The organism is Kitasatospora sp. NPDC051853, from assembly GCF_044452665.1.
GTDB lineage: Bacteria > Actinomycetota > Actinomycetes > Streptomycetales > Streptomycetaceae > Kitasatospora.
In genome coordinates, this window is the sequence record NZ_JBITBY010000016.1 from 1 (window position 1) to 25,952 (window position 25,952).

Below are 25,952 nucleotides of genomic sequence, written 5' to 3' on the forward strand. Positions count from 1 at the left end.
GTACTGCAGGGGGGACCCTGTGGGAGAGTAGGACGCCGCCGAACAATCATTCAAGAGAAGCCCCCTGACGATTCGTCAGGGGGCTTCTCTGCGTTCTGGGTCGGAAAACTCCGGTGACCGGGATGATCTTCCTTGCTACGGTGGCCGGATGGCCGTACTGAGGAAGATCCAGATCACGTTCGACTGTGCCGAGCCGGAGCGGGTCGCCCGCTTCTGGCGTGAGGTGCTCGGGTACGTCGCTCCGGCGGCGCCGGAGGGGTTCGCCGACTGGGAGGCGTACGTGAGTACGCTGCCGGCTTCGGGACCCGGGTCCTGGTCGGCGGCGGTCGACCCCACGGGAGAGGGGCCGCGGTTCTACTTCCAGTCCGTTCCGGAGGGGAAGGTCGCGAAGAACCGGGTGCACGTCGACGTGCGGGCCGGCACCGGGCTGGTGGGGGCGGAGCGGCTGGCGGTGCTGGAGGCCGAGCGCGACCGGCTGGTGGCGCTCGGCGCCGTCTGCGACGTGGTGCTGTACGCGGACGAGGAGAACGAGTCCTGCATCGTGATGCGGGACATCGAGGGCAACGAGTTCTGTCTCGACTGATCGTCAGGATCGGGCGGGCAGGCGGTAGACGGAGACGTGGCTGGTGGACTCGGAGGTGAACTCCGAGTCCTGCCAGTCGGCATGACGGGTCTCCAGGTCGAAGCCGGCGAGCTGGGCCATCAGGTCGAGTTCGGAGGGCCAGATGTAGCGGTGCGGGGACCTGCTCAGCCGGGCCTGGCGGGTGTCGTCGAAGGTGAAGTGGTGGGAGACCACGTGCTGGTTGACGGTGTCGAAGGTGTCCAGGCCGATGTAGCCGCCGCTGGGGTCGGAGTGGAAGACCGCGGCGCCGGAGCCGGGCGGCAGGCTGCGGAGTTCGGGGACCCAGAGCTCGATCACGAAGCGGCCGCCGGGGGTGAGGTGGCGGGCGGCGTTGCGGAAGCAGGCGACCTGTTCGGCCTGGGTGAGCAGGTTCGAGATGGTGTTGTAGACCAGGTAGACGAGGCTGTACTCGCCCGGGGCGCGGGTCGTCGCCATGTCGCCGAGGTGCACCGGGACGGTGGACTCGTCGGCCTTGGTGCGGAGTTGCTCCAGCATGGGGCGGGAGAGTTCGATGCCGGTGACCGGGACGCCGCGGGCGGCCAGGGGGACGGCGATCCGGCCGGTGCCGACGGCGAACTCCAGGGCGCGGCCTCCGGCGGCCAGCCGGGCGAGTCGGGTGACGGCCGGGTCGAGCACCTCGGGGGCGAACATGCCGGTGCCGGGGGTGTCGTAGCGCTGGGCGGTCTCGGTGTCCCAGATCCGTTCCTGATCCATGGTCATGGGCTCCACGGTCCGTGGGGCGTGGTGGTGGCGTCCACCGGTTTTCGGGTCCACCGGGGCGGGTCCGGCGTTCGACTTTAATAATGGTGAGCATTAGAGTGGGAGCATGCCGAGAACTCCGGCGGGTGGCACGCCCACCCGTGACCGTCTGATCCGGGCCGGTGCCCGTCTCTTCGCCGAACAGGGCGTGCACGGCGCCCAGTTGCGCGACGTGGTGCGGCTGGCGGGGCAGTCCAACCCCTCTGCCGTCCAGTACCACTTCGGCTCGCGCGAGGGGCTGCTGGACGCCGTGATGCGCGAGCGGCAGGAGCGGGCCGAGCTGTCCCTGCACGCGCTGCTGCCGGTGCCCGAGGGGCAGCCGCTGGCGGTGCTGCTGGCGGCGCTGGTGGCCTCCGAGGCGGTCGGGCTGGGGAGCGAGACCGGCCGGGACGGGTTGCGGATCGCGGCGCAGATCAGCCACCGGAGCGGCATCCGGACGCGGGAGCCGCATCCGCACCTCGCGGGGGGCGGGTACTGGCGCCTGATCGGGGAGCTGGAGGTCCCGCTGCTCGAACTGCCCGAGCCGGTACGGCTGGAGCGGATCGATCTGGCGCTGACCCTGGTCGGTGCGGCGCTGGCCGAGCGGGCCCGCCAACTGGAGGCGGGGGAGCGGCTGTTGACCGACGAGCCGCTGTTCCGGGCGGATCTGGTGGCGATGGCCGGGGCGATGCTCACGGCACCGCTGCCGGTACCACTGCCGACGCAGCCCCCGACGCCGGCCGCCGAGGACTGATCCCCACCCACCCCGGGCGGCACCACCCCGGCCGCCCGGCCGCCCGGGAGCACCGAGCACCGAGCACCACCATCGCAAGGGAGCAAGAAGTCATGACCGAGCTCAACGGCAAGACCGTCCTGATCACCGGCGGAGCCCGCGGCCTGGGCGCCGAGGCGGCCCGCCAGGCGGTGGCGGCCGGTGCCAACGTGGTGATCACCGACGTGCTGGACGAGGAGGGCCGGGCCACCGCCGCCGAGTTGGGGGAGCGGGCCCGCTACCATCACCACGACGTGACCTCGGAGGAGGAGTGGGAGGCCGTCGTCGCCTTCGCGGTGGCGGAGTTCGGCGGGGTGCACGGGCTGGTGAACAACGCGGGGATCTCCACCGGGAGCTTCCTGGTGGACGAGTCGGTGGAGCACTTCCGCAAGGTGGTGGACATCAACCTGACCGGGGTGTTCATCGGAATGAAGACCGTGGTCCCGGCGCTGCGGGAGGCCGGCGGCGGTTCGATCGTCAACATCTCCTCGGCGGCCGGTCTGATGGGCCTGGCGCTGACGGCCGGTTACGGTGCCTCGAAGTGGGCGGTGCGCGGGCTGAGCAAGATCGGTGCGGTGGAGCTCGGCGTGGACCGGATCCGGGTCAACTCGGTGCACCCGGGCATGACGTACACGCCGATGACGGCGCAGGTGGGCATCGAGCGCGGGGAGGGCAACTACCCGAACACGCCGATGGGGCGGGTCGGTGAGGCGCCGGAGATCGCGGCGGCCACCGTGTTCCTGCTCTCGGACGAGGCCTCGTACATCACGGGTGCGGAGCTGGCGGTGGACGGTGGCTGGACCACCGGGCCGACGGTCCGTTACGTGATGGGGCAGTAGGAGCGGAGGGACGGGCCCGGGTGACCGAGGGGTCGCCCGGGCCCGTCGGCGTTCCGTCAGGAGAGGTCGGCGAGGAAGCGGAGCAGGGCCGCGTTGACCTCTGCGGGCTTCTCCTGCTGGGTCCAGTGGCCGCAGTCGGCGAGCCAGACGGGGGCGGCGAGTTCGGGGACGTGCTGGTCGAGGGTGGCGATGAGCGCCTTGGCGGCGTCGTTGGCGACCACCAGGTCGCGGTCGCCGACGACCAGCAGGGCGGGGGTGCGGATGCGGGCGTTCTGCCAGGGGGCGGTGAGCTCCCAGTTGCGGTCGAGGTTGCGGTACCAGTTGAGCGGGCGGGTGAAGCCGGCCTCCGCGTACTCGGCGGCGAAGTGGGCGAGGTCGGCCTCGGTGAGCCAGGCCGGGAGGGTCTCGGGGGAGCGGAAGGCGTCGAGGAAGCCCTTGCCCTCGGGGACCAGCGGGGTGAGGCGGGCCGGGTCGGCGGCGCGGCCGGCCAGCAGGCGGCGGAAGGTGGTGCCGGGGTCGCGGGCGAGTTCCGCGTCGGCGACGCCGGGCTGCTGGAAGTGGAGCATGTAGTAGGTGTCGCCGAAGACCTTGCGGAACAGCTCGGTGGGCGGCACCGGCATCCGCGGGTAGGGCGGGACGGAGAGGCCGGCGACGCCGCGGACCAGGTCGGGGCGGAACAGGGCGGTGTGCCAGGCGACCGGGGCGCCCCAGTCGTGGCCGACCACCACGGCCTGGCGGGCGCCCAGTGCGGGGATCAACCCGAGGGCGTCACCGGCGAGTTGGAGGATGGTGTACTGGTCCACGGCGTCCGGGCCGCCGGTGCGGCCGTAGCCGCGCTGGTCGGGGGCGACGGCGTGGTAGCCGGCCTCGGCGAGGGCGGTGAGCTGGTGGCGCCAGGAGTACCAGCCCTCGGGGAAGCCGTGCAGCAGCAGGACCAGCGGTCCGGTGCCGGCCTCGGCGACGTGCATGCGCAGGCCACTGGCGGACTCGACGTAGCGGTGCGTTATCGCGGTCGTCATGGGGTCATCCTGGGTGCTCCGCGCACGGAGGGGAAGGGCGCCCCGTCATCTGACCCGGGGTCAACGGGTGGGCGGCGGCGGGCCGGTGAGGGCGGCGGCGCGCAGCACGATCTCGATGGCGAAGCGGGACTCGGGGTCGGCCAGCCGGTCGCCGAAGGCGCGGTCCAGGACGCGCAGCCGGTAGCGCACGGTCTGCGGGTGGACGCCGAGTTGGTCGGCGAGTTCGGGGGCGTTGGCGCGGGTGGTGAGCCAGGCGCGCAGGGTGTCGAGCAGCCGTGAGCGCCGGGTGGGGGTGAGGGCGGCGAGCGGTGCGAGGTAGTGCCGGTCGAGCTGGTGGAGCAGGGCCGGGTCGCTGAGCAGCCAGAGGTGGACGAGGTGGTCCTGGCAGTACGTCAGGGGGCCGGTGGTGTACGGGAGGAGGCGGCGGGCCCAGCGCAGGGAGTCGGCGGCCCCGTCGAGCGGGGTGGTGAGGCCGACGGCGGCGCGGCAGCCGGCCAGGGCGGCGGTGAGGCCCTCGCGGCGGGCGGGGGTGAGGGGGCCGGGTAACAGCAGGTGGGGTTCGCGGTCGGAGAGGTCGAGCAGGACGTCGCGGTCCAGGACGCCGCGGTGCGGGCGGGCGCCGGGGGCGAGGGCGACCAGGGTGACCTGGTCGGGGAGCGGCCAGGCGGCGTGGTCGGCGAGTTCGGTGAGGGCGGTGCGGGCGGCGCCGGTGCCGCTGAGGATGCGGCGCAGCAGCCGGCGGCGGCGGTTGTCGGGCTCCTCGCCGAGTTCGGCCATGGCCTGGAGGTAGCCCTCGCGGGAGAGTTCGGCGATCTCGCCCATGTAGGCGAAGAGGGCGTCGGCGAAGGCCATCAGGACGGTGGCGGAGAGGTTGTGGCGGCGGCCGACGGCGCGGACCCGGCGCAGGGCGACCTGGCAGCCGATCCGGTAGGCGTCCTGGAGCATGTCGAGGCTGCGGCCCTCCAGGGCCTCGTGGCGGCCGAAGCGGCGGCAGATCTCGTCGCGCAGGGAGGTGGTGGCGGTCGGGGCGGCGACCTGGTCGACGAAGGTCGCGATGTTCTGTTCGATGCCGACCCGGATGACGCGGGCGGCGGGGCCTTCCAGCAGTTCGCGGTACTCGGGGATGGTGGCGACGATCTCGGCGGCCATCTCCTTGAGCAGGCCCGGGAGTTCGGGTCGCATCACGGCGGCGAGTTCGCGCGGCACCTGGTCGAGCGGCGAGCTGGAGCCGGGCACCCGGCGTGGCGTGGCCATGAGTCCCCCTGGCGTCCGGGGGCGGCCGGACGCATACGACGTGTGGTGGTTCGCTGACGATAGGGCACGAGTGGTCGTCAGCGCACCAGTCGTGACGGCGAATTGCCGGTCGGCGTTCCGCTAAGGGATTGGCACTCGGCGCCGCGGGGTGAGACCAGGGGCTCACTTCGGGACAAGCGGGCGGGGCTTTTCTGGTAGCGCCGGGACAAGAAATCCGCAGCGCACGGGCGGGATTCCCGGAACTGGCCCGGGTCCGTTGCGGGGGCTGATTACCGGCACGTAATGTCCGTGAGCAGCGAGGACGGCCCCACCCGTGCGCCTCGCTTCCCCGGATTCGCCCAGGCGCCAACTCATGTCTTCGTCAGGAGAGTTGGGCACGCCCGGCGGGTCCGCCCCCACAGAGAGGACCCATCGTGCGCAAGCCTGTCAAGGGCGCCCTGGTGGCTGCTGCGGCTCTCGCCGCCGTGGCCGGCATGACGCTCGCCCCGACCACCGCGACGGCCGGCACCCAGTCCGCCTCCTCCGGTCTGCTGGCCGGCTGGACCGCCAGCCCGGGCGGCCCCTGGACGGCCAAGGCGACCTCGCCGAAGCTGACCGACACCAAGACCGGCACCAAGCTGACCTGCACCTCCTCCTCCGCGGCCGGCACGCTGGCCACCAGCTCGGCCACCGGCGCGGGCATCTCCTCGATCACCTCGGTGAGTTGGAGCAGCTGCTCCGGCCCGCTGGGCATCACCTTCAGCGTCACCCCGCAGGGCCTGCCGTGGTCCCTGAACGCGGTGAGCTACAACTCCACCACCGGTGTCACCACCGGCACCCTGACCGGGGTGAAGGCCCACATCAGCGGTGCCGGCTGCACGGCGGACTTCCAGGGGCCGACCGCCGGTTCCACCGCGACCCTGACCGGCAGCTACAGCAACTCCACCAACACCCTCACCATCAGCGGCGGTGACCTGCGGGCGTACAACGTCTCCGGGTCCTGCCTCGGTCTGCTGAACAACAACGACCCGGCGGTCTACAACGCCGCGTACGTGCTGAGCGCTCCGCAGGTCATCACCTCCCCGTGAGCCACCCGTACCCGGACCCCGGCCACCGCCCGGGTCCGGGTACGAACACACGCACCGGATGACAGGCCGTCAGGGCCGCTTTGTCATCCGGTGACAGGAAATCCGGGCCGGGGAGAGCGCTCCCGACGATCCGCGTGCGATCGCTTGTGAGGGCTTGTTACCCGGCCGTACTGTCCTGCGTCCCGAGCCAAGAGGAGTCCAGAGATGAGGGACGCGGTGCGTCGCCTTGCCGTGCCCGTGAAGCCGGCCGCCGTCCTGGTGGCCGCGGTGCTGGCCGGTACGGTGCCGGGTGCCCCCTCCGGGGCGGTGCCCGGGGGCGCCCCGGCCGCGGTGGCCGCCGGGGAGCGGCCGCACTCCGGGGTGAACGCCTGCCCGCCGCCGCCGGAGGGCGAGTTGGACCAGGCCCGGCTGCCGCCGGTGCCCGAGGGCGCGATGGTGCTGCCGCTGCCCGACATGGAGCCCTTCCCGGCGGTGCCGGCCTGCGCGTACGCGGTGGGGTTCGCCAACGTGCGCAAGCAGCACCAGGCCGCGGTGGTCAACGACCCGGCCGGGCAGCCGGCGCTGGCGGCGCTGAACATGACCCGGCGGTTCGTGACGCTCTGGGACCCGCCGGAGGGGCAGCAGCCGTACTTCGAGGCCGACTCGCTCGGCTACCTCCGGCTCCCGCCCACCGGGACCACGTTCCTCACCTACGGCTTCATGCCGACCACCGCCGTGATGGAGCTGGAGCCGCAGGGCCCGCTGACCATCGTGGCGACCGGCAACTCCGACTGGGACCAGCCCGCCGAGTTCACCATCGGCGGCTACCAGTGGATCAGGCTGCGGGACGTGAAGGTGAACGGCACCCCGCTGGACGTGGGCCCGGACTGCCGGACGGCCCGGCCGGTGAACCTGGAGCTGAAGGGCCGTCAGGACGACTACCTGCCGGGCGGCGGCGACGGCAAGCCGGACTACACCCTGCAGGGCGGCGGGCCGCTCTCCCAACGGGACCTGGTGATACCGGAGTTCAAGGGCTGCGGGACGAGCACCGAGAACCTGGACGCGCTCTTCACCGCGGCCGTCTCGGGGCCGGGCAACACGCTCAACCTGGTACAGGGCGCGATCTGCACCCCCACCAGTGACCAGCCGAACGGCTGCGAGCCGGAGATCGAGCTCCCGGCCCTGCCGCACCGCCGCACCACGGACCAGGGCTAGGAGCCGGGATGGGGATCGAGGTGACCGTCGAGGGGCTGACCAAGTCCTTCGGCCGCCAGACCGTCTGGGAGGACGTCACGCTGACGCTGCCGCCCGGGGAGGTGACGGTGCTGCTGGGGCCCTCGGGCACCGGCAAGACCGTCTTCCTGAAGTCGGTGATCGGCCTGCTGCGGCCGGAGCGCGGCCGGGTGCTGGTGGACGGCGTCGACATGGTGCGCGGCCCGGAGCGGGAGGTGTACCGGGCCCGCCGGCGCTTCGGCCTGATGTTCCAGGACGGCGCGCTGTTCGGCTCGTTGAACCTCTACGACAACGTGGCCTTCCCGCTGCGCGAGCACACCCGCAGGACCGAGGCCGAGATCCGCCGGATCGTGCTGGAGCGGATGGAGATGGTCGGCCTGAACGGGGCCGAGGCCAAGCTGCCGGGGGAGATCTCCGGCGGGATGCGCAAGCGTGCGGGCCTGGCCCGGGCGCTGGTGCTGGACCCGGAGATCGTGCTCTGCGACGAGCCGGACTCGGGCCTGGACCCGGTGCGCACCTCCTACCTGTCCCAGCTGCTGGTGGACCTGAACGCGCAGATCGGCGCCACCATGCTGATCGTCACCCACAACCTGGACATCGCGGCCACCGTGCCGGACCACATCGGGATGCTGTTCCGCCGCCGGCTGGTGGCCTTCGGCTCCCGGGAGGAGCTGCTGACCAGCCGTCAGCCGGTGGTGCGGCAGTTCCTGGGCGGGCGGCGGGAGGGGCCGATCGGGATGTCGGAGGAGAAGGACGAGGCCCAGCTCGCGCTGGAGGAGCCGTACCGGGAGGCCGAACCGCCGCCGCTGCCCCAGCAGTTGCAGCCCTCGCCGGGCCTGCCGCCGCGCCGCCGGGCGGTGCCGCGGTGAGCGCGGGCAACCCGGTGGCCGGTGGGCTGCGGCAGACCGGCCACCTGCTCTCGCTGGCCGCCACCACCGTCCGGGACACCTTCCGGCGGCCGTTCCAGGTCCGGGAGCTGATCGAGCAGTTCTGGTTCCTGGCGAGTGTGACGATCCTGCCCGCGGCACTGGTGTCGATCCCGTTCGGTGCCGTGATCGCGCTCCAAGTGGGATCGCTGGCCGGGCAGTTGGGAGCCCAGTCGTTCACCGGCGGGGCCAGCGTGCTCGCGGTGATCCAGCAGGCCAGCCCGCTGATCGTGGCGCTGCTGATCGCCGGCGCGGGCGGTTCGGCGATCTGCGCGGACCTCGGCTCGCGCAAGATCCGCGAGGAGCTGGACGCGATGGCGGTGATGGGCGTCTCGCCCGTGCAGCGCCTGGTGGTGCCCCGGGTGCTGGCCGCGATGGCGGTCTCGGTGCTGCTCAACGGCCTGGTCTCGGTGGTCGGCACGCTCGGCGGCTACTTCTTCAACGTGCTGCTCCAGGACGGCACCCCCGGCGCCTACCTGGCCAGCTTCTCCGCCCTGGCCCAGCTGCCGGACCTGTACGTCAGCGAGCTCAAGGCGCTGGTCTTCGGCTTCGTGGCCGGGATCGTGGCCGCCTACCGGGGGCTCAACCCGCGCGGCGGGCCGAAGGGCGTGGGCGACGCGGTGAACCAGACCGTGGTGGTCACTTTCCTGCTGCTGTTCCTGATCAACGTGGTGATCACCGCCGTGTACCTGCGGGTGATCCCGCAGAAGGGAGCCTGAGATGGCGCTGCCGAGCCGCGCCGCCCGGGGTCCGCTCGGGTGGCTGGAGACGGTCGGGGACCACCTGGTCTTCCACCTGGCCGCGCTGCTCTGGATACCCCGCGCGCTGCGCCGCTACTTCCGCGAGGTGCAGCGGCTGCTGGCCGAAGTCGCCTTCGGCAGCGGGGGATTGGGGGTGATCGGCGGCACCGTCGGGGTGATGGTCGGGATGACCGCGGCCACCGGCACGGTGGTCGGCCTGCAGGGCCACGCCGCGATGAACCAGCTGGGCACCACCGCCTTCACCGGCTTCATCTCGGCCTACTTCAACACCCGCGAGATCGCCCCGCTGGTGGCCGGCCTCGCGCTCTCGGCCACCGTCGGCGCGGGCTTCACCGCGCAGCTCGGCGCGATGCGGATCAACGAGGAGGTGGACGCCCTGGAGGGCATGGGCATCCGCAGCCTGCCGTACCTGGTGACCACCCGGATCATCGCCGGGGTGGTGGCCGTGGTGCCGCTGTACGGGGTCGGGCTGCTCTCCTCCTACGCCGCCTCCCGGGCCGTCACGGTCTTCGTCAACGGACAGTCACCCGGCACCTACGACCACTACTTCGGACTCTTCCTGGCGCCGGAGGACGTGCTGCTCTCCGGGCTCAAGGTGCTGCTGTTCAGCGTGATCGTGATCCTGGCGCACTGCTACTACGGCTTCCACGCCACCGGCGGGCCGGCCGGGGTCGGCATCGCGGTCGGCCGCTCGGTGCGCAACGCCATCGTGATCATCAGCATCACCGACTTCTTCCTTTCGCTGGCCATCTGGGGCGCCACCACCACCGTGCGGGTGACCGGATGAACGCCTTCCGCACCGACCGGCACCGCCCCACCCGGGCCGTGCTGGGCCTGGTCTTCCTGCTGGTGCCCGCGCTGCTGGCCGGGCTCTGCGTCGCGGTCTACCGCAAGGCCTTCAGCGACGAGTCCACGGTGCTGCTGGAGACCAACGCCACCGGGAACGAGCTGCGGGTCAACGCCGACGTCAAGCTGCGCGGCGTGGTGGTCGGCCGGGTCAGCGGGATCGGCGCCGACGGCGAGCGGGCCCGGCTCACGCTGGCCCTGGACCCGGACCGGCTGGCCGAGATCCCGGCCGGGGTGACGGCCCGTCTGCTGCCCACCACGCTCTTCGGCGAGCGCTACGTCGCCCTGGTGCCGTCCGGCACCACCGGCGGGACGCTGCGGGCCGGGACGGTGATCGCCCAGGACCGCACCGCCGAGGCCGCCGAGCTGGAGAAGGTGCTGGACCACCTGCTGCCGCTGCTCAACGCCGTCCAGCCGGACAAGCTGGCCGCCACCCTGAGCGCGGTGGCCACCGCCCTGCGCGGACGCGGCGCCCAGCTCGGCGCCACGCTCACCGAGCTGGACGCCCACCTGGCCCGGCTCAACCCCGAACTCCCGGCCCTGAACCGGGACATCAGGCAGCTGGTGACGGTCAGCCGGGCCTACGGGGACGCCGCGCCCGAGCTGCTCCAGGCCTTCACCGACTTCACCACCACCAGCTGAACGATCGCCCGCGAGCGGGCCGGGCTGCGCGCGCTCTACGCCTCCTCCACGGCCGCCGCCGGGGACGTCACCGACTTCCTGACGCGCAACCGGTCCACGCTCATCCGGCTCTCCGCCGACAGCCGGGCCACCCTGGAGCTGCTGGCCGAGTACGCCCCCGCCTACCCGTGCACGCTGCGCACCCTGGCCGACTTCGTGCCGGTGATGGACAAGGCGCTCGGCAAGGGCACCGACCGGCCGGGCCTGCACGTCACCGTCGCCACCGTGCCCGACCCCGGCCGCTACCGGCCGGGCAGGGACACCCCGGCGTACACCGCCACCGGCGGCCCCAAGTGCTACGACACCCCCTACACCGGGCGCGGCACCACCCCGGGCGCCGTGCCGGACGGCCAGGGCTTCCCGGCCCCCGGCGAGGCCGGCCTCGGCCTGCCCAACTCACCGCAGGAGAACGCCCTGGTGAACGAACTGCTCGCACCGGCCGGTGACCTGCCCGACTGGAGCAGCGTGCTGGCCGGGCCGCTGCTGCGCGGAGCGGAGGTGAGGCTGAAGTGAGACGCCGCAGCCTGATCGGACCGGTCGTCAAGTCACTGGTCTTCGTCCTGGTCACCGCACTCGCCACCACCGCCCTGGCCTTCGGCATCGCCGACACCGGGGTGGGCGAGACCGTCGGCTACCGGGCCCGCTTCACCGACGTCACCGGCCTGACCGCCGGGGACGGCGTGCGGATCGCGGGCGTGCGGGTCGGCGAGGTGGAGTCGGTCGGCGTCACCGACCGCCGCTACGCGCTGGTGCGGTTCAAGGTCCGCAAGGGCACCCCGCTGCCGGGCACCGTCACCGCCTCGGTCAAGTACCTCGACCTGGTCGGCCGCCGCTACCTCGAACTGGCCCGCGGGACGGGCCCGTTGGACGAGCGCCTGGCGCCCGGGGCCACCATCCCGGTGGAGCGCACCCACCCGGCGCTGGACCTGACCCAGCTGTTCAGCGGCTTCCAGCCGCTCTTCCAGGGCCTGGCCCCGGACGAGGTGAACAAGCTGGCCGAGGAGATCGTCCAGGTGCTCCAGGGCCAGGGCGGCACGGTCGAGGGGCTGCTGCGCAGCGTCGGCTCGCTGACCGGCACGCTGGCCGCCAAGGACGAGGTGATCGGCCGGGTGATCGAGAACCTCAACACGGTGGTCGCCACCGTCAACACCCACGACCAGGGCTTCACCGAACTGGTCGCCACCCTCCAGCAGTTGGTGGCCGGGTTCAACCGGGACCGGCAGCCGATCGGCGAGGCGGTGCAGGCCGTCGGCGCGCTCACCGCCTCCACCGCCGGGCTGCTCGCCGACGGCCGGGCACCGCTCAAGGACACCGTCGGCCAGCTGGGCCGGCTCTCCGCCGGACTGGCCGACCACAGCACCCAGCTGGAGGACTTCCTGAAGCGCAGCCCGGAGAAGCTGACCACCCTCGGCCGGCTGGCCTCCTACGGCTCCTGGTTCAACCTCTACCTGTGCCAGGCCACCGTGACGGGCGTGACCACCGGTGACGGCTCCGCGCCGCCGACCGGGGTCACCGTGGACGAGGCGAGGTGCCGGGGATGAGCCGCTCCGACAGGGGCACCGCCGTGCGCGGGCCGCTCTTCCGCCCGCTGCGCGAGCGCAGCCCGGTGGCGGTCGGCGCGGTCGGGCTGCTGCTGATCCTGCTGGTCTGCGCGCTGGCCTACCAGGGCGACCGGCTGCCGCTGCTGGGCCGGGGCACCTCCTACACGGCCGAGTTCAGCGAGGCCGGCGGGCTGCGACCGGGCGACGAGGTCCGGGTGGCCGGGGCCAAGGTCGGCAAGGTGACCGAGGTCGCGCTGGCCGGGGCCAAGGTGCGGGTGGGCTTCCGGGTCCGTGACGTGTGGGTGGGCGACTCCTCCACCGCCGCGATCGGCATCCGCACCGTGCTCGGCGCCAAGTACCTGGCGCTGGACCCGCTGGGCGCCCGCGAGCAGGACCCGGCGGTGGCCATCCCGGTGAGCCGGACCACCTCGCCCTACGACGTCACCCAGGCGCTGGAGGGCCTGGGCCGGACGGTGGGCGCCATCGACACCGCCAAGCTGGCCGAGTCCTTCCGGACCATCTCGGACACCTTCGCCACCACCCCCGACTCGGTGCGCAGCGCCGCCGAGGGCCTGGCCGGGCTCTCCCGCACCATCGCCGACCGGGACGCCCGGCTGGCCGAACTCCTCGCCGGGAGCCGCAAGTTGACCAAGACCGTGGCGGACCAGAACGACCGCTTCACCGCCCTGCTGAACGACGGCGACTCGCTGCTGGCCGAGCTCCAGCGCCGCCGCGAGGCGGTGCACCGACTGCTCACCGGCACCGGTGCGCTGGCCACCCAGCTGACCGGCCTGGTGAAGGACAACGAACGCCAGCTGGCGCCCACCCTGGACGCCCTGGAGCGCGTCACCGGCGTGCTGCGGGCCAACCAGCAGAGCCTGGACCAGACCCTGGCGCTGCTCGGCCCGTACTACCGGCTGATGGGCAACACGCTGGGCAACGGCCGCTGGTTCGACGCCTACCTGTGCGGCGTGGTGCCGCCCTCCTACCTGCCCGAGGGAACGGCGCCCGCCACCGGCTGCCGCCCCGTCAGGCCGACGGGGGGCCGGGGATGAGCGCGCTGTCCGGCCGCGGCCGGGTGGTCATCGCCCTCGCCGCCGCCGCGGCCGCCGTGGCGGCCACCCTGATCGCCGTCCCCGGCCCGGAGGGAAGCCGGGTGACGGTGTACTTCGACCACGCCGTCGGCGTCTACGCCGGCTCGGACCTGCGGGTGCTCGGCGTCAAGGTCGGCACCGTGCGCTCGGTCCGCCCCGAGGGGGCCCGGGTGCGGGTCGAACTCGGCCTGGACCACGGCGTGAAGGTGCCGGCCACCGCCTCCGCCGTGGTGGTCGCCCCCAGCGTGGTCGCCGACCGGTACGTGCAGCTCACCCCGGCCTGGACCGAGGGGCCGCTGCTGGCCGACCGGGCGGTGATCCCGGTGGAACGCACCGCCCAGCCGGTGGAGATCGACCAGCTCTACGAGAGCCTCACCGAGCTGGCCACCGCGCTCGGCCCGGACGGGGCCAACTCCCAGGGCGCGCTCTCCCGGCTGCTGGACACCGGGGCGCGGAACCTGGGCGGCAACGGCAAGGCGATCGGCGACTCGATCGAGCAGCTGGGCCGGGCCGCCAAGACCCTCTCCGGCTCCAGCGAGGACCTGTTCGCCACGCTGACCCAGCTGGAGTCCTTCGCCGCGATGCTCAAGGAGAACGACGGGCGGGTCCGCACCGTCACCGACCGGCTGGCCGCCGTCAGCTCCTACCTGGCCGAGGACAAGGAGGAGCTGGGCCAGGCCCTGCACCAACTGGCCGTCGCCCTGGGCGAGGTGAAGACCTTCGTGGAGAACAACCGCACCCGCCTGGCCAACGGCGTCGACCAGCTGGTGCCGATCACCCAGAGCCTGGTGGACCAGCGGGCCTCGCTCGCCGAACTGCTGGACACCGCCCCGCTGGCGGCCGGCAACCTGCTGCGCGCCTACGACCCGCGGACCGGCACGATCACCGGCCGGGCCAACCTGACCGAACTGACCCTGCCGCTGCCACTGCCCGGGGTGGACCGATGACACGTCGACTGCGCTACCTGTCCCTGGCGCTGACCGCCACCCTCGCGGCGGGGTGCGCCGGATTCGGCGGCCTGCAGGACGCCCCGCTGCCCGGCGGGGCCGAACTGGGCGACCACTCCTACCGCCTGGAGGCCCGGTTCACCGACGTGCTCAGCCTGGTGCCGCAGTCGGCGGTCAAGGTGAACGGGGTCGCGGTCGGCCGGGTCACCGCGATCACGCTGGCCGAGGACTGGAGCGCGGTGGTCACCCTGCGGGTCAACGGCGACGTCCGGCTGCCCGCCGGGAGCCGGGCCGAGGTGGCCCAGGCCGGGCTGCTCGGCGAGAAGTACGTCCGGCTCACCACCCCGGCGGACGGACCGGCGCAGGGCGGCGGACGGCTGGGCGACGGCGCGGTGATCCCGGCCCAGCTGACCGGCCGCTCCACCGAGGTGGAGGAGGTCTTCGGGGCGCTCTCCATGCTGCTCAACGGGGGCGGCATCGACCAGCTGCGCACCATCACCACCGAACTCGGCCGGGCGATGACCGGCAACGAGGCCCAACTGCGCTCCGTGCTCGACCGGTTGAAGACCTTCACCGGCGAGCTCGACGCCCACCGGGCCGACCTGACCGCCGCCCTGGACGGGGTGGACCGGCTGGCCGCCACCCTGGCCACCCGGGACCGGCAGATCGGCGCGGTGCTCACCGAGCTCAGCCCCGGCCTGCAGGTGCTGGAGCAGCAGCGCGGCGAACTGGTCACCCTGCTCCGGGCGTTGGACACCCTCTCGGGCGTCGCGGTGGACACCGTCAACCGCAGCAAGGAGGACGTGGTGGCCGACCTCAAGGCGCTCGCCCCGGTGCTGCGGAGCCTGGCCGACGCGGGCAAGGCGCTGCCGGACTCGCTCCAGGTGCTGCTCACCTACCCGTTCACCGACGAGGTGCTGCGCGGGGTCAAGGGCGACTACCTGAACGTCTACCTCGACCTGGCCGCCGCGCCCGGCACGCGGATCTTCCCGGAACTGGACCCGGACGACACCGCCGCACCGACGCCCCGGCCGACCCCGGAGCCCACCGAGGAGCCCACGGACCCGCCGACCGACCCGCCCACCGATCCCCCCACGGACCCGGCCGACCCGCCCACCGACCAGCCGACCGATCCGGCCTCCCCCGAGGCCCGGCGCCTCCCGCTGCCGCTGCCGTCGGTGGGCCGCCCGGCCGGAAAGGCGCGCTGATGCTGACCCTGGCCATCCGGGCGAAGAACCTCGCCTTCCTGCTGATCGCCGTGCTGGTGCTCGGCTACATCGCCGTCCAGCACGCCGATCTCGGCCGCTGGGTCGGCCTGCGCGACTACTACCGGGTCGACGTCCAACTGGAGCGCACCGGCGGCCTGTTCGAGCACGCCGACGTCACCTACCGGGGCGTCTCGGTGGGCCGGGTCGGGGCGATCCGGCTCACCCCCGACGGGGTCCGGGCCGAGCTGCGGATCTCCTCCGACGCACCGCGCATCCCGGCGAAGCTGACCGCCGCGGTGGCCGGGCTGTCGGCCGTCGGGGAGCAGTACCTCGACCTGCGGCCCAGCACCGACCAGGGCCCCTACCTGGCCGACGGCGCGCAGATCCCGCGCGCCGACACCAGCGTGCCCGCGCCCGTCACCGACCTGCTCACCCGCACCGACGCGCTGGTCGGCTCGGTACCGCTCGGCTCGCTGCGCACCGTGGTGGACGAACTCGGCACCGCCTTCAACGGCCAGGCCGACAACCTCCAGGCCCTGCTGGACGGCAGCCGCACCTTCCTCAAGGCGGCCGACGCCGCGCTGCCCGCCACCACCCGGCTGATCGTGGACGGCGAGACGGTGCTGCGCACCCAGGCCGAGGAGGCCGACGCGATCCGCTCCTTCGCCACCGGCGCCGCCCAGCTGGCCGCCCAACTGGCCCGCTCCGACGGCGACCTGCAGCGGGTGATCGCGAGCGGCCCGCAGGCCGCCGGGCAGGTGAGCGCGCTGATGAAGCAGCTCGACCCGTCCACCAGCGTGCTGCTGGCCAACCTGCTGACCACCGCCGAACTCGGGGTGACCCGCCAGCACGGCATCGAGGAACTGCTGGTGCGGCTCCCGGCGGTGGCGGCGGCCGGCTCCACCGCGATCACCGAGCAGGGCGCGAGGATGGGCATGGCCGTCACCTTCTTCTCCCCGCTGCCCTGCACCGACGGGTACCAGGGCACGCTCCACCGCAACGGGCTCGACACCGGCGCGGCCCCGCCGCTGAACACCGCTGCGCGGTGCGAGGCCCCGGCCTCCTCCGGCAGCGCCGTGCGGGGCTCGGCCAACGCCCCCAAGGGTGGGGTGCCGACCCCCGTCGCCCCGGCCACCCCGGGGGCGGGCCGGTGAGGCCGGGGTTCTTCCAAGCCCTGTCCGTGGCGGTCCTGTTGGCGGGGGCCGCGAGCTGGTGGCAGGCCGGGCAGGCGGGCGAGGCGGTGCGGGACCGGGACGCCGCGCTGGCCGCCGGGCGGAGCGCGGCCGAGGTGCTCGGCAGCGCCGACGGGCGGGACCGGGAGGGTACCCGGGCGCGCTGGCGGGCGGTCGCGGACGGCCCCCTGGCCGCCGAACTGGCCGGTGTGGAACCGGAGTCGACCACCTCGGCCGCCGTCGCCGAGGCCGCGCTCACCCGGCTGGACCGGACGGCCGGGACGGCCGGGCTGATCGCGGTGCTGCGGCTGCGGCAGACCCTCGCCGACGGCACGGTGACCACCGACCGCCGGCGGGTGTCGGTGGAGCTGGCCCGCCGGGACGGCGGGTGGCGGGCGACCGCGCTGACCACCGTGCCGGTGGGGGCGCCGTGACGGACACCGACGGTACGGGCGGCCGGCCGACGCGGGGCCGCCTTCCGGCACACGCCCCCGGGACGGCCACGTGCACCGTCCCGGAGCCGGGCGTCGCGGAGCCGGGCGTCCGGGAACCGGGTGTCGCGGAGGTCCAACGGCCCTCCCGCACGCGGCAGTTCCTCCGGTGGGTGCTGCCGTCGCTGGCGCTGCTGCTCGGTCTGGCGATGGCCGCCGCCGGGTGGAGCGTGCGCGCCGGGGCAGCCCGCGAGGACCTGGCCGGGACGGACCCGGCGGCCCGGGGCCTGGTGGTCGGGCAGGTGGAGGCCGCGCTCGGGCGGGCCTTCTCCTACTCGGCCGACCAGGACGAGGCCGGGCGGGCGGAGGCCCGCGCCGCGTTCACCGGCGCCGCCGAGGAGCAGTACCGCCGCCTGAGCGAGCAGTTGCGCGGCTGGACGGCCGAGCAGCGGCTGACCCTCACCACCCGCGCGGTGGCCACCGGGGTGATCCGGCTGACCGGCGACCGGGCCGAGCTGCTGGTGCTGCTCGACCAGAGCGCCCGTCGCGGTGGGGACCCGCCCGTCCTCACCGGCGCCCAACTGCGCGTCACCGCACGGCCCGTGGACGGCCGCTGGGTGATCAGCGACCTGACCTCCCTCTAGCCGCCATCCCGACCACCCCCACCGGAGGAAGACCAGTGCGACGGAGTTCCCGCCTCGTGCGCCCGATCCGCGAACGCCTCCAGCTGCTGGCCGTCGCCCTGCTGGCGGTCACCACCCTGCTCGCGGCCTGGGGCGGCTGGTCCTGGTACGCCGCCGCCCACGACCGCACCGGCGAGCTGGCCCGGGCCAGGGACCAGGTGCTGGCCGCGGGGCAGCAGGCGGTGCAGAACCTCAACACCCTCGACCACGCCTCGCTCGCCCCGGGCCTGGACCTCTGGGAACGCTCCACCACCGGGGAGCTGCACGCCCAACTGGTCCAGGGGCGCGGCGAGTTCGAGAAGCAGGTGCGGCAGGCCCAGTCCACCACCTCGGCCCGGGTGCTGGACGCCGCCGTCACCGAGCTGGACGAGCGGACCGGTCAGGCGGCCGTCATGGTCGCGGTCCGGATCACCGTCCGCACCGCCAAGGAGACCCCGCCCACCAGCAAGGACAGCCGGATGCTGGCCCGTCTGAGCAGGACCGCCGAGGGCTGGAAGCTCAGCGCCCTCGGCCAGGCCCCGATGGGCACCACCAGCCGGTAAGGAGCACCGATGTCCACCACCCGTCACCTGATCAACCGTCAGCGCCGTCTGGCCGCAGCCCGGCCCCCGGCTCCGGTCCCCGCCCCGGCGCGGCCCCCGGCCCGCACCCCGGCGCGCACCGGCCGCCGTCGTCTGCCGGCCGCGCTGCTCGTCCTCGCGCTGCTGCTCGCGGCCTTCGCCGCCTACTCCTCCTTCACCGCCGCCGGGCTGCGCGCCGACTCCGGGCGGCACAACACCGCGCTCACCGACCCGGCCCGCACCAGCGAGGCCAAGGGGCAGCTCACCGAGGCGGTGAACGCGCTCTTCTCCTACGACCACGCCGATCCGGCCCGCACCGACCGGGCCGCCGCCCGTTACCTGACCGGTGGCGCGGTGGAGCGGCACCGGGCGCTGCTCGCCGAGGTCCGGGCGCAGGCCGGGGCGAAGAAGCTGGTGCTCACCACCACCGTCACCGATGCCGCGGTCTCCGCCCTGGACGGCGACCGGGCCCGGCTGCTGGTCTTCGCCGACCAGCGCAACACCAGCACCGCCGCCGATGCCAAGGGCGGGCCCGACTTCTCGGCGGCGATGTTCGCCCTGGACGCGGTGCGCGCCGGCGGGAGCTGGCGGATCGAGGCGATCGACACCTTCGGGCGGTGAACCGGGGGCGGCCCTGACGGGACGTCAAGGAGGCGGGGCCGTGGCGTGCGGAAATGGCGGAGAAGTGTGCGTGCGGTGACTGGTACGTTCATGTGCCGAACCACCGAACGCCGAGAAGGACCCCTGCATGACGACGCAAGCCCCGCCGCCGGACGCCACCGACCCGTGGTCGCCCCCGGCCGCGGACGCGGTGCCGGCCGAGCCCGCCGCCGCCGGCCCCACGGCCGCCCCTCCGTACTGGCCGCCGTACCCGATGGCGCCGCCGCAGCCGCGCAACGGGCCGGGTGTGGCCGCGCTGGTGCTCGGCATCGTCGCGGTGGTGATGGTGCTGGCGGTCGTCCTGTTCTGGGTCGCCTGGCTGCCCGCGCTGATCGCGGTGGTGCTCGGCGTCATCGGGCTGCGCAACGTCCGCCGGGGTGTGGCGGCCAACCGCGGGGTGGCCGTGGCCGGGGTGGTCCTCGGGATCGTCGGCCTGCTCGGCGCGGTGGTCGAGGGCGGACTCTTCGCCTGGGCCGCGCACCAGGCCGTCCAGGAGCGCAAGGCCGAGGAGAACGCCGCGCGCCAGCGGGCCGAGGCCGAGATCAAGCGGCTGGACGAGGAGCGCGAGCGCCGCCGCAAGGAGGCCGAGGAGAAGGCCGCCAAGGAGGCCGCCGACGAGCGGGCCCGGCAGCTGCTCTTCGGCCAGAGCTACACCTACCCCGACGGCCTGAAGATCACCGTGTCGAGCCCGGAGCCCTACGCGGTGGACAAGTACACCAGGCTGCTCGACGGGGCCAAGGCCTTCCAGGTGACCATCACCGTCGTCAACACCGGCTCGCAGCCGGCCAAGATCGCCGGCCTGCCCACCGTGCGGGAACCGAGCGGCAACTGGTACCAGCTGTTGATCGACGGCAGCGGACGGGCGAAGTTCCTCACCTCCGACCCGCTCCAGCCCGGACAGCAGAGCGTCGGCAAGTACGCCTACGCCGTCCTGGTCGGCCCCGAGCAGCTCACGGTCGAGTACACCCCCGACCTCGTCGGCCACAAGACCGCCCGGTGGAGCACCACCGACCGCTCCGGCTCGGTCTGACGCTCCGCCACGTTCCCGCACACGAACCGCCAGAAGGATCCCGCATGACCACTCCCGCCCCGCTGCCCGACGCCCCCGACGTACCCGAGGCCCCCGCCGCTGCGCCCCACGCCGCCCCCGACGCCGGTCCCTTCGCCGCGCCCGACGCGCCGCCCGGGAACGAGGTGCCCGGCCAGGCGCCCCCGCACCCGGGAGCGGGCCCGTACTGGCCGTACCCCTACCCGATGCCGCCGGCGCCCCGGAACGGGCTGGGCATCTCGGCCATGGTGCTCGGCATCGTGGGCACCGTGATGGCGCTGACCTACGTGCTGTTCTGGGCGGCCTGGCTGCCCGCGCTGGTCGGCCTGGTCCTCGGCGTGGTCGCGATGGGCCAGGTCCGCAAGGGCGTCGCGACGAACCGGGGCACGGCGCTGGCCGGGGTGGTCCTCGGCGTCTCCGGGCTGCTGCTCTCGGTGGCCGGTGGCGGGTTCTTCGCCTGGCAGGTGCACGAGGTGAAGCAGGAGCAGAAGGCGGTGGCGAACGCCGCCCGGGAGCGCTTCGAAGCCGAGGAGAAGCAGCGGCAGGCCGAGCTGGACAAGCGGCAGGCCGAGATCGAGGAGCAGCGCAGGCGGACCGAGGCCGAGCAGGAGCGGAAGGCCGCCGAGGAGCGGTCCCGGCACCTGTCCTTCGGCCAGAGCTACACCACCCCGGACGGCCTGAGGTTCACCGTGGAGAAGCCGGGGCCGTTCTCCCCGGACGAGTTCGCCCACGGGATCGCCAAGGGCGACAAGGTGGTGGAGGTGGTCATCACGGTGACCAACACCACCGGTGAGCAGCGCACCATGCAGTTCTCCTACCTCAAGCTCACGGACGGCGTGGGCGGCCGCGCCGAGACGGTGGTCGACGGCAGCGGGCGGCACAAGCCGCTGGGCCGCTCCGTCCCGGCCGGGCAGACGATGACCGGCCGGGAGGCCTTCGCCGTCCCGCCCGGCGCGGCGGACAAGGTCGAGGTCTCCTTCGACTACGACCTGACGAGCCGCAGGACCATCTACTGGACCGGCTCGCTCTGACCGTCCGTCAGCGGGTGGGCAGGTAGTACGGACGCTGGTGGGCGGCGACCGGGGGCGACTGGTAGGACCAGGCCGCGGTGGCGGGGGTGTCGCCGAGCAGCCCGGCGAGGTCCTGGCAGACGGGGGAGCCGGGCGCGTGCAGGGTCAGGCGGGTGGCGGTGCCCTCCAGGTCGTACCAGGTGCCGGGGTGGTGGACGGTCATCGGGCCGGCCAGCGCCCGGCCGTCCTCGGTGGTGCCGTAGCCGGTGACCGGGGTGTGGTTGACGGTGGCGGACGGACGGTCCGTCAGGTCGACCTCGAAGGAGAGCAGCGGGCCGCTCCCGTCCCGGCAGTCCACCCGCCAGGTGCGGCCGTCCTCCGGGCCGTTCGGCGAGGGCATCAGGGCGTCGAAGGTGCCCGGGTACTTGGGCTCGGCGTACAGGCGGCGCCCGGCGTCGATCGCCAGCGGGTTGTCGCAGAGCACGTGGATCCGGGCGATGCCGGTCAGTCCGGTCCGCTCCCAGCCGTGGGCGTACTGGCGGTACGTCAGCTCCGGGAGCCGGCCGGCCGCGTCGGCGGGGTGCGCCAGCAGGTTGACCTCGATCTCCTGGGTGATGCCGCCACCGCCCGGGTACTGCGCGAAGTACAGCTGGTAGTTGACGGAGACCACCGCCCTGCCCTCGAACTCGGCGGCGGCCAGCGCCGGGTGGTGCTTGCCCAGCAGGGCGCGCACCGGGCCCGGCTCGACCAGGAAGTCCAGGCCGGCCATGTGCAGCGCGCCGTAGTGGAACGGCACCCGGTACGGCTCGGGGACGGGCGGCAGGGGCAGCGGGCTCATCGGTCGGCTCCGGGGTGCGGGGGTCGGCTCGGGGAGAGGGTGACGGGGCGGTCGCGCCCGGCGAGTTCGGCCTCGATCCGCCCGGCGGAGCGCAGGGCCAGCGCGGCCATGGTGAGGGTCGGGTTGGAGGTGGCCACCGAGGGCATCGAGCCGCAGCCGACCGCGTACAGGCCGGGGTGGTCCCAGCAGCGCTGCCACTGGTCCACCACCGAGTCGGCGGGGGAGTGGCCCATCAGGTGGGTGCCCGCGCCGTGGCCCGCGCCCCGGTAGGCGTACGTCCGGCCGTCCTGCTCGAAGCGGCCGGGCCAGAGGGCGGCCGGCGTGTAGTCGGTGTGGTCCTCGGCGCCGAGCAGGGCGAACAGCTGGTCGGAGACGGCCGCGGCGGCGGCCATGCCGTCCCGGACGTACGCGGAGAGGCCGTAGCTGACCACCGGGCGGGGCAGGCCGAGCGGGTCCCGCAGGGTGGGGTGCAGGGTGATCCGGTTGGCCGGGTCCGGCGGCTGGTCCACCTCGAACTGCAGGGCGAACTGACGGCCGATCCGGTCCGTCACGGCGGCCCGCAGCTCCGGGCCGAACCGTCCGCGCCCGTCCGGACCGCCCTCCCGCAGCAGCCGGGCGATCTCGCCGGAGGGCGCCCCGGCGGCCCAGGCCCACCCCCAGTTCCCGATCTCCACCCGGAACGCCGCGCGCCGGGCCCGGCTCGCGCCGGCCCGGAAGCCCTCCAGCCCGGAGGTGGAGCCCGGCCCCCGGTAGGGCCCGGTCTGATCGGGCATCAGGCCCCAGGTGAGCAGCACCGGATGGTCCATCAGGTTGCGCCCCAGCTGGCCGCTGCGGTTCGCCAGGCCGGAGAGCAGCAGCAGCTTGGCGTTCTCGACCGCGTGCGCGGTGAGCACCACCACGTCGGCCCGGGCGGTGTGCCGCCGGACCTCGCCGCGGTGGTCCAGCCACTGCACGCCGGTGGCCCGGCCGGTGCCGTCCACCAGTACCCGGCTCACCACCGCGTGCTCGACCAGGGTCACCGAGGGGCCCCAGGTGCCCCGGGTGCGCCGCGGCGTGTACTTGGCACCGGAGGGGCAGTGCGGGATGCAACTGGCGTGCCCCCGGCAGCGGCTGCCCGGGTCGGGGCGGCCGTCCGCGTCGCGCGGCAGGTAGCCCCGGCCGTCGTCGTAGCCGGGGTGCGGCAGCCCGTTGCGGGCCTGCGGGGTGCCGGTGACCCTCAGCTCGACCAGTTCCCCGGTGACCGGGTCGGTCACCTTCCGGGTGTCCAGCTTGCAGGCCATCGTCCGGTCCAGGTGACTGGGCGCCAGGGCCCGCATCGGGTACACGTACCCGGGCGGGAACTCCAGGCCGACCTGCTCGCGCTGCTCGGTGACGTCCGCGCAGACGCCCAACTCCCGCTCCGCCTCCCGGTACCAGGGCTCCAGGGCGGTGTAGTCCAGCGGCCAGTCCCGGCCCCGGCCGAAGCGCGAGGGGCGGAAGTCCTCCGGCAGCATCCGCGGGGCCAGCCCCGTCCAGACGTTCCCGGTGCCGCCGGTGGCGCGCAGGTAGCCGCTGCCGTAGGGGAGCTCCCCCCGCTGGACCAGGTAACCGCCGGGCGCGGGCGGGTCGGTGACCTCCGGCCAGGGGGCGCCCGCGGTCTGCGGGAAGGCGACGGTCGGCAGTTTCAGCGGGGAGGCGGACTGCGCCGCCAGCAGCTCCGCGGTGCCGGGCGGCCGGGCCCCGGCCTCCAGCACCAGCACCCGCCGGCCGAGCGCCCCCAGCCGGGCGGCCACCAGGGTGCCGGCCACCCCGGCGCCGACCACGATCGCGTCGTAGTGCCGCTCCTCGGCCCCGGCGCTCACCCGAGGCCCCCCGGTACGGGCGGCTGCGACCAGCCGCCGAAGCCGTCCGCCCCGGCGCCCGGGGCGTGGGTGCCGACGGCCCGCCAGACCAGGCCCTCCTGGTACGCCCGGGCCGAGACCGGGACGGGCAGCGCGTCGCCCAGCGCCCAGCTGCCGGTGTACCAGAGCAGGGCCAGCGCCCGGGCACCGTCCAGCGGCGCCCCCGGGCGGGCGCCGTCCCGCAGCACCTGTTCCAGCCCCTCCGGGCCGAGCTCGCGCAGGGCCACCGCCCGGTACTCGGCGGCCCGGCCGGTGGCCAGCAGCTCGTCCGCGCTCCAGCCCGTCAACTCCGCCGAGACGGCCAGGAACCGGGCCGTCCCCTCTTGTTCGTACCACGCTGACACGGGCCGTCACCTCCGTCGACAGTTCGTCAGGACACTGTCGGCATCGCTGCCCCGGCGGGCGGAGCTCATGCACGGGGGCAGGAGGATGGCGGGATTCCACCCCCCCTGGAGCACGACCGGTACCCGGCCGTGTCAAGTCGGAGACGTTCCGGGATTACCGTCGGAGTACGGACGGACCGACCACGGGGGTGGCGTGATGAAGGGTCAGGGACGGGGCGCGAGGTTCCGGACGTTCCTGCGGTGGCTGCTGCGGCCGGTCGGCGGGTGGGACCGGCCGCACTCGCCGGAGGCGGACGAGTACCGCAACAAGGCGTGGTGGTGGCCGTTCTGAGCCGAAGGGGCGGGACAGCTCGGTGGTGTCCCGCCCCGGTGGTTCAGCGCTGGGCGCGGCGCTCGGCCTTGGCGGCGGCCTCCGCCTCGTCCTCGGCCTCGGCCTGCTCCAGGGTGGGGGCGGTGCCGCCGAGGTGGGCGGGCAGCCACCAGGTGTCGTCCGGGCCGGTCGGCCGGCCCGGGTACTCGCGCTGGGCGCGGTCGAGCATCTCGGTCATCGCGGCGCGCAGGCGCCGGGTGACCATCACCGGCTTGTCCTCGGGGGTCAGCACGATCGGCTCGCCGATCATGATGGTGACCGGGACGTGACGCTTGGTCAGGGTCTTCGGCCGCCCCTTGGTCCACAGCTGCTGGGTGCCCCAGAGCACCACCGGCAGCAGCGGGGTCCCGGAGTCGGCCGCCATCCGGGCCGCGCCGGTCTTGAACTTCTTCAGGGTGAACGAGCGGCTGATGGTGGCCTCGGGGAACACCCCGACCACCTCGCCCTCGCGCAGCGCCTTCACCGCCGCCTCGTAGGCGGGCTGGCCGTCGGCCCGGTCCACCGGGATGTGCTTCATGCCGCGCATCAGCGGGCCGGAGACGGCGTGCTTGAAGACGTCGTCCTTGGCCATGAAGCGGGTCTTGCGCCGGCCGCCCTTGAAGGCGCCCAGGCCGGCGAAGAGGAAGTCCAGGTAGCTGATGTGATTGCTCACCAGCACCGCGCCGCCCTTGGCCGGGATGTGCTCGGCACCGACGATCTCGATCCGGCAGTCCAGCGCACGGAAGGCGGTCAGCGCCGCCGCGATCACCGGCGGGTAGACGAACTCTGCCACGGTCAGCCCTACTTCCAGCGGGCCTCGGCCCGGTCGGATGGTCCCGGGGTGCGGGGTGGGGCCGACCGGAGGCGGGCACGCCGCGGTGGCCACGGGGTGGTACAGGCGCATGATCCCCCGAAGGGGGGGTCGCTGTCACGCCGGTCCGCACCGCGGCCACCGGGACGGGGCGGGATCGCGCGTGCTCAGCCGCCGGGGCGGAGTTGGTTCCTGCGCAGCAGGAGGTACATCTCACAGCCGAGGCAGTAGCCGAAGGCCGCGTTCAGGAAGGCCGCGCCGAGCGCCGCGGCGGTGGCGGCCAGGCCCAGCCAGGCCGCGCCGGTCAGGTACCCGACCGTCCCGACCAGGGCGAACGCCAGGCCGACCCCCTGGGCGAACCGGGGCGGGCGGGCGTCCTCCAGCTCGGCCGGCGGGCCGAGGCGGGGGCGGACGGCGACGCGGTAGAGCCACCCGTAGGGGGAGCGGTCCGCGAGGGAGAGGGCGAAGACGGCGGCCTGGGCGGCCAGCAGCCACCAGCTGCCGGTGACCAGGACGGCGGCCAGGACGAGGGAGGTGAGCGCGGCGGCGGAACGCGGCCCGCGCGGGTCGATCTGCATGCGGACTCCGAGGTGACGGAACGGACTGCGAGCTGACGGAGTCTCAGCGACAGTGGCTCGT

General features: G+C 74.0%; 27 protein-coding genes and 2 pseudogenes. 21 read left to right on the forward strand and 8 right to left on the reverse strand.

The genetic code is table 11. The features are described 5' to 3' along the window. Positions 1–148 precede the first annotated feature (148 nt). Entirely contained in the window at positions 149–583 is a 435-nt protein-coding gene (locus tag ACIA8O_RS35160; protein WP_396298100.1) for a VOC family protein, read from the forward strand. Positions 584–586: 3 nt separating this feature from the next. Here the strand turns inward: ACIA8O_RS35160 and ACIA8O_RS35165 are convergent, their stop codons facing one another. Further along, positions 587–1,336, reverse strand: a complete 750-nt coding sequence (locus ACIA8O_RS35165; protein ID WP_396298262.1) for a class I SAM-dependent DNA methyltransferase — start codon at positions 1,334–1,336, stop codon at positions 587–589. Positions 1,337–1,448: 112 nt separating this feature from the next. On the opposite strand from ACIA8O_RS35165, the gene ACIA8O_RS35170 reads away from it, so the two are divergent. Together ACIA8O_RS35170 and ACIA8O_RS35175 are read left to right on the forward strand one after the other, a co-directional pair. Further along, on the forward strand, positions 1,449–2,114 hold the full coding sequence (locus ACIA8O_RS35170) for a TetR/AcrR family transcriptional regulator (protein WP_396298101.1): 666 nt from the start codon (positions 1,449–1,451) through the stop codon (positions 2,112–2,114). A 92-nt stretch (positions 2,115–2,206) separates the two neighbouring features. Then, a complete protein-coding gene (locus ACIA8O_RS35175) occupies positions 2,207–2,971 on the forward strand; it encodes a glucose 1-dehydrogenase (RefSeq protein WP_396298102.1) in 765 nt (254 codons plus the stop codon). A 56-nt stretch (positions 2,972–3,027) separates the two neighbouring features. Here ACIA8O_RS35175 and ACIA8O_RS35180 read toward each other — a convergent pair whose 3' ends face one another. Both ACIA8O_RS35180 and ACIA8O_RS35185 read right to left on the reverse strand, forming a co-directional pair. After that, complete coding sequence (locus ACIA8O_RS35180; protein WP_396298103.1) at positions 3,028–3,990, reverse strand: alpha/beta fold hydrolase; 963 nt, start codon at positions 3,988–3,990, stop codon at positions 3,028–3,030. A 60-nt stretch (positions 3,991–4,050) separates the two neighbouring features. Further along, the gene (locus ACIA8O_RS35185; RefSeq protein ID WP_396298104.1) at positions 4,051–5,244 is read right to left on the reverse strand and encodes a helix-turn-helix domain-containing protein; all 1,194 of its coding nucleotides are present in this window, start codon (positions 5,242–5,244) and stop codon (positions 4,051–4,053) included. 413 nt (positions 5,245–5,657) lie between these two features. On the opposite strand from ACIA8O_RS35185, the gene ACIA8O_RS35190 reads away from it, so the two are divergent. The 17 genes and pseudogenes from ACIA8O_RS35190 to ACIA8O_RS35270 all read left to right on the forward strand — a co-directional run bounded on the left by ACIA8O_RS35190 (position 5,658) and on the right by ACIA8O_RS35270 (position 21,112). Beyond that, entirely contained in the window at positions 5,658–6,311 is a 654-nt protein-coding gene (locus ACIA8O_RS35190) for a hypothetical protein (RefSeq protein WP_396298105.1), read from the forward strand. Between the two features lie 204 nt (positions 6,312–6,515). Beyond that, the gene (locus tag ACIA8O_RS35195; RefSeq protein ID WP_396298106.1) at positions 6,516–7,505 is read left to right on the forward strand and encodes a hypothetical protein; all 990 of its coding nucleotides are present in this window, start codon (positions 6,516–6,518) and stop codon (positions 7,503–7,505) included. Positions 7,506–7,513: 8 nt separating this feature from the next. Further along, positions 7,514–8,389 (forward strand): annotated as a pseudogene (locus tag ACIA8O_RS35200) (ABC transporter ATP-binding protein); the annotation flags it as partial. Beyond that, complete coding sequence (locus ACIA8O_RS35205) at positions 8,389–9,168, forward strand: MlaE family ABC transporter permease (protein WP_396298107.1); 780 nt, start codon at positions 8,389–8,391, stop codon at positions 9,166–9,168. The pseudogene ACIA8O_RS35200 and the gene ACIA8O_RS35205, both read left to right, overlap by 1 nt. Before the next feature lies 1 nt (position 9,169). Further along, positions 9,170–9,997 carry an MlaE family ABC transporter permease gene (locus ACIA8O_RS35210; protein ID WP_396298108.1) on the forward strand — a complete coding sequence of 276 codons (828 nt, stop codon included), beginning with the start codon at positions 9,170–9,172 and terminating at the stop codon, positions 9,995–9,997. After that, a pseudogene (locus ACIA8O_RS35215) lies at positions 9,994–11,250 on the forward strand (MCE family protein). The gene ACIA8O_RS35210 and the pseudogene ACIA8O_RS35215 overlap by 4 nt, the downstream one beginning before the upstream one ends. Then, positions 11,247–12,278, forward strand: a complete 1,032-nt coding sequence (locus tag ACIA8O_RS35220) for an MCE family protein (protein ID WP_396298109.1) — start codon at positions 11,247–11,249, stop codon at positions 12,276–12,278. Before ACIA8O_RS35215 ends, ACIA8O_RS35220 begins: the two are co-directional and overlap by 4 nt. Continuing rightward, positions 12,275–13,333: an MCE family protein gene (locus ACIA8O_RS35225; RefSeq protein ID WP_396298110.1), complete on the forward strand. Its 1,059-nt coding sequence runs from the start codon at positions 12,275–12,277 to the stop codon at positions 13,331–13,333. Before ACIA8O_RS35220 ends, ACIA8O_RS35225 begins: the two co-directional genes overlap by 4 nt. Next, entirely contained in the window at positions 13,330–14,319 is a 990-nt protein-coding gene (locus tag ACIA8O_RS35230) for an MCE family protein (protein ID WP_396298111.1), read from the forward strand. The genes ACIA8O_RS35225 and ACIA8O_RS35230 overlap by 4 nt, the downstream gene beginning before the upstream one ends. Next, the gene (locus tag ACIA8O_RS35235; protein WP_396298112.1) at positions 14,316–15,527 is read left to right on the forward strand and encodes an MCE family protein; all 1,212 of its coding nucleotides are present in this window, start codon (positions 14,316–14,318) and stop codon (positions 15,525–15,527) included. Before ACIA8O_RS35230 ends, ACIA8O_RS35235 begins: the two co-directional genes overlap by 4 nt. Further along, positions 15,527–16,681 carry an MlaD family protein gene (locus tag ACIA8O_RS35240; protein ID WP_396298113.1) on the forward strand — a complete coding sequence of 385 codons (1,155 nt, stop codon included), beginning with the start codon at positions 15,527–15,529 and terminating at the stop codon, positions 16,679–16,681. The genes ACIA8O_RS35235 and ACIA8O_RS35240 overlap by 1 nt, the downstream gene beginning before the upstream one ends. Positions 16,682–16,707: 26 nt before the next feature. Then, positions 16,708–17,133: a hypothetical protein gene (locus ACIA8O_RS35245; protein WP_396298114.1), complete on the forward strand. Its 426-nt coding sequence runs from the start codon at positions 16,708–16,710 to the stop codon at positions 17,131–17,133. A 170-nt stretch (positions 17,134–17,303) separates the two neighbouring features. Continuing rightward, positions 17,304–17,774 carry a hypothetical protein gene (locus ACIA8O_RS35250; protein WP_396298115.1) on the forward strand — a complete coding sequence of 157 codons (471 nt, stop codon included), beginning with the start codon at positions 17,304–17,306 and terminating at the stop codon, positions 17,772–17,774. A gap of 56 nt (positions 17,775–17,830) precedes the next feature. Beyond that, positions 17,831–18,355 (forward strand): hypothetical protein, encoded by a 525-nt coding sequence (locus ACIA8O_RS35255; RefSeq protein ID WP_396298116.1) that lies wholly within the window; start codon positions 17,831–17,833, stop codon positions 18,353–18,355. A gap of 9 nt (positions 18,356–18,364) precedes the next feature. Continuing rightward, positions 18,365–18,994, forward strand: a complete 630-nt coding sequence (locus tag ACIA8O_RS35260) for a hypothetical protein (protein WP_396298117.1) — start codon at positions 18,365–18,367, stop codon at positions 18,992–18,994. Positions 18,995–19,121: 127 nt separating this feature from the next. Beyond that, positions 19,122–20,063: a DUF4190 domain-containing protein gene (locus ACIA8O_RS35265; protein WP_396298118.1), complete on the forward strand. Its 942-nt coding sequence runs from the start codon at positions 19,122–19,124 to the stop codon at positions 20,061–20,063. A 44-nt stretch (positions 20,064–20,107) separates the two neighbouring features. Next, complete coding sequence (locus tag ACIA8O_RS35270; RefSeq protein WP_396298119.1) at positions 20,108–21,112, forward strand: DUF4190 domain-containing protein; 1,005 nt, start codon at positions 20,108–20,110, stop codon at positions 21,110–21,112. 7 nt (positions 21,113–21,119) lie between these two features. Here the strand turns inward: ACIA8O_RS35270 and ACIA8O_RS35275 are convergent, their stop codons facing one another. Genes ACIA8O_RS35275 through ACIA8O_RS35285 form a run of 3 tightly spaced genes read right to left on the reverse strand, consistent with a single transcriptional unit; the run spans position 21,120 to position 24,153 of the window. After that, a complete protein-coding gene (locus ACIA8O_RS35275; RefSeq protein ID WP_396298120.1) occupies positions 21,120–21,929 on the reverse strand; it encodes a hypothetical protein in 810 nt (269 codons plus the stop codon). After that, positions 21,926–23,770, reverse strand: coding sequence for a GMC family oxidoreductase (locus ACIA8O_RS35280; RefSeq protein ID WP_396298121.1), 1,845 nt, complete (start codon positions 23,768–23,770; stop codon positions 21,926–21,928). Before ACIA8O_RS35280 ends, ACIA8O_RS35275 begins: the two co-directional genes overlap by 4 nt. Continuing rightward, on the reverse strand, positions 23,767–24,153 hold the full coding sequence (locus ACIA8O_RS35285; RefSeq protein WP_396298122.1) for a hypothetical protein: 387 nt from the start codon (positions 24,151–24,153) through the stop codon (positions 23,767–23,769). The genes ACIA8O_RS35280 and ACIA8O_RS35285 overlap by 4 nt, the downstream gene beginning before the upstream one ends. A gap of 196 nt (positions 24,154–24,349) precedes the next feature. Between ACIA8O_RS35285 and ACIA8O_RS35290 the strand changes: the two genes are divergently transcribed. Next, on the forward strand, positions 24,350–24,484 hold the full coding sequence (locus tag ACIA8O_RS35290) for a hypothetical protein (RefSeq protein ID WP_396298123.1): 135 nt from the start codon (positions 24,350–24,352) through the stop codon (positions 24,482–24,484). Positions 24,485–24,527: 43 nt separating this feature from the next. Here ACIA8O_RS35290 and ACIA8O_RS35295 read toward each other — a convergent pair whose 3' ends face one another. Both ACIA8O_RS35295 and ACIA8O_RS35300 read right to left on the reverse strand, forming a co-directional pair. Beyond that, positions 24,528–25,295 (reverse strand): lysophospholipid acyltransferase family protein, encoded by a 768-nt coding sequence (locus ACIA8O_RS35295; protein ID WP_396298124.1) that lies wholly within the window; start codon positions 25,293–25,295, stop codon positions 24,528–24,530. Between the two features lie 185 nt (positions 25,296–25,480). Then, positions 25,481–25,891: a DUF4395 domain-containing protein gene (locus ACIA8O_RS35300; protein WP_396298125.1), complete on the reverse strand. Its 411-nt coding sequence runs from the start codon at positions 25,889–25,891 to the stop codon at positions 25,481–25,483. Positions 25,892–25,952 lie beyond the last annotated feature (61 nt).

Bases quoted from the DNA above. Each gene is read 5' to 3' on its own strand.
- ACIA8O_RS35160 (WP_396298100.1), top strand. From the start codon at position 149: ATGGCCGTACTGAGGAAGATCCAGATCACGTTCGACTGTGCCGAGCCG.
- ACIA8O_RS35165 (WP_396298262.1), bottom strand. From the start codon at position 1,336: ATGGATCAGGAACGGATCTGGGACACCGAGACCGCCCAGCGCTACGAC.
- ACIA8O_RS35170 (WP_396298101.1), top strand. From the start codon at position 1,449: ATGCCGAGAACTCCGGCGGGTGGCACGCCCACCCGTGACCGTCTGATC.
- ACIA8O_RS35175 (WP_396298102.1), top strand. From the start codon at position 2,207: ATGACCGAGCTCAACGGCAAGACCGTCCTGATCACCGGCGGAGCCCGC.
- ACIA8O_RS35180 (WP_396298103.1), bottom strand. From the start codon at position 3,990: ATGACGACCGCGATAACGCACCGCTACGTCGAGTCCGCCAGTGGCCTG.
- ACIA8O_RS35185 (WP_396298104.1), bottom strand. From the start codon at position 5,244: ATGGCCACGCCACGCCGGGTGCCCGGCTCCAGCTCGCCGCTCGACCAG.
- ACIA8O_RS35195 (WP_396298106.1), top strand. From the start codon at position 6,516: ATGAGGGACGCGGTGCGTCGCCTTGCCGTGCCCGTGAAGCCGGCCGCC.
- ACIA8O_RS35210 (WP_396298108.1), top strand. From the start codon at position 9,170: ATGGCGCTGCCGAGCCGCGCCGCCCGGGGTCCGCTCGGGTGGCTGGAG.
- ACIA8O_RS35225 (WP_396298110.1), top strand. From the start codon at position 12,275: ATGAGCCGCTCCGACAGGGGCACCGCCGTGCGCGGGCCGCTCTTCCGC.
- ACIA8O_RS35230 (WP_396298111.1), top strand. From the start codon at position 13,330: ATGAGCGCGCTGTCCGGCCGCGGCCGGGTGGTCATCGCCCTCGCCGCC.
- ACIA8O_RS35235 (WP_396298112.1), top strand. From the start codon at position 14,316: ATGACACGTCGACTGCGCTACCTGTCCCTGGCGCTGACCGCCACCCTC.
- ACIA8O_RS35240 (WP_396298113.1), top strand. From the start codon at position 15,527: ATGCTGACCCTGGCCATCCGGGCGAAGAACCTCGCCTTCCTGCTGATC.
- ACIA8O_RS35260 (WP_396298117.1), top strand. From the start codon at position 18,365: ATGTCCACCACCCGTCACCTGATCAACCGTCAGCGCCGTCTGGCCGCA.
- ACIA8O_RS35265 (WP_396298118.1), top strand. From the start codon at position 19,122: ATGACGACGCAAGCCCCGCCGCCGGACGCCACCGACCCGTGGTCGCCC.
- ACIA8O_RS35270 (WP_396298119.1), top strand. From the start codon at position 20,108: ATGACCACTCCCGCCCCGCTGCCCGACGCCCCCGACGTACCCGAGGCC.
- ACIA8O_RS35275 (WP_396298120.1), bottom strand. From the start codon at position 21,929: ATGAGCCCGCTGCCCCTGCCGCCCGTCCCCGAGCCGTACCGGGTGCCG.
- ACIA8O_RS35290 (WP_396298123.1), top strand. From the start codon at position 24,350: ATGAAGGGTCAGGGACGGGGCGCGAGGTTCCGGACGTTCCTGCGGTGG.
- ACIA8O_RS35300 (WP_396298125.1), bottom strand. From the start codon at position 25,891: ATGCAGATCGACCCGCGCGGGCCGCGTTCCGCCGCCGCGCTCACCTCC.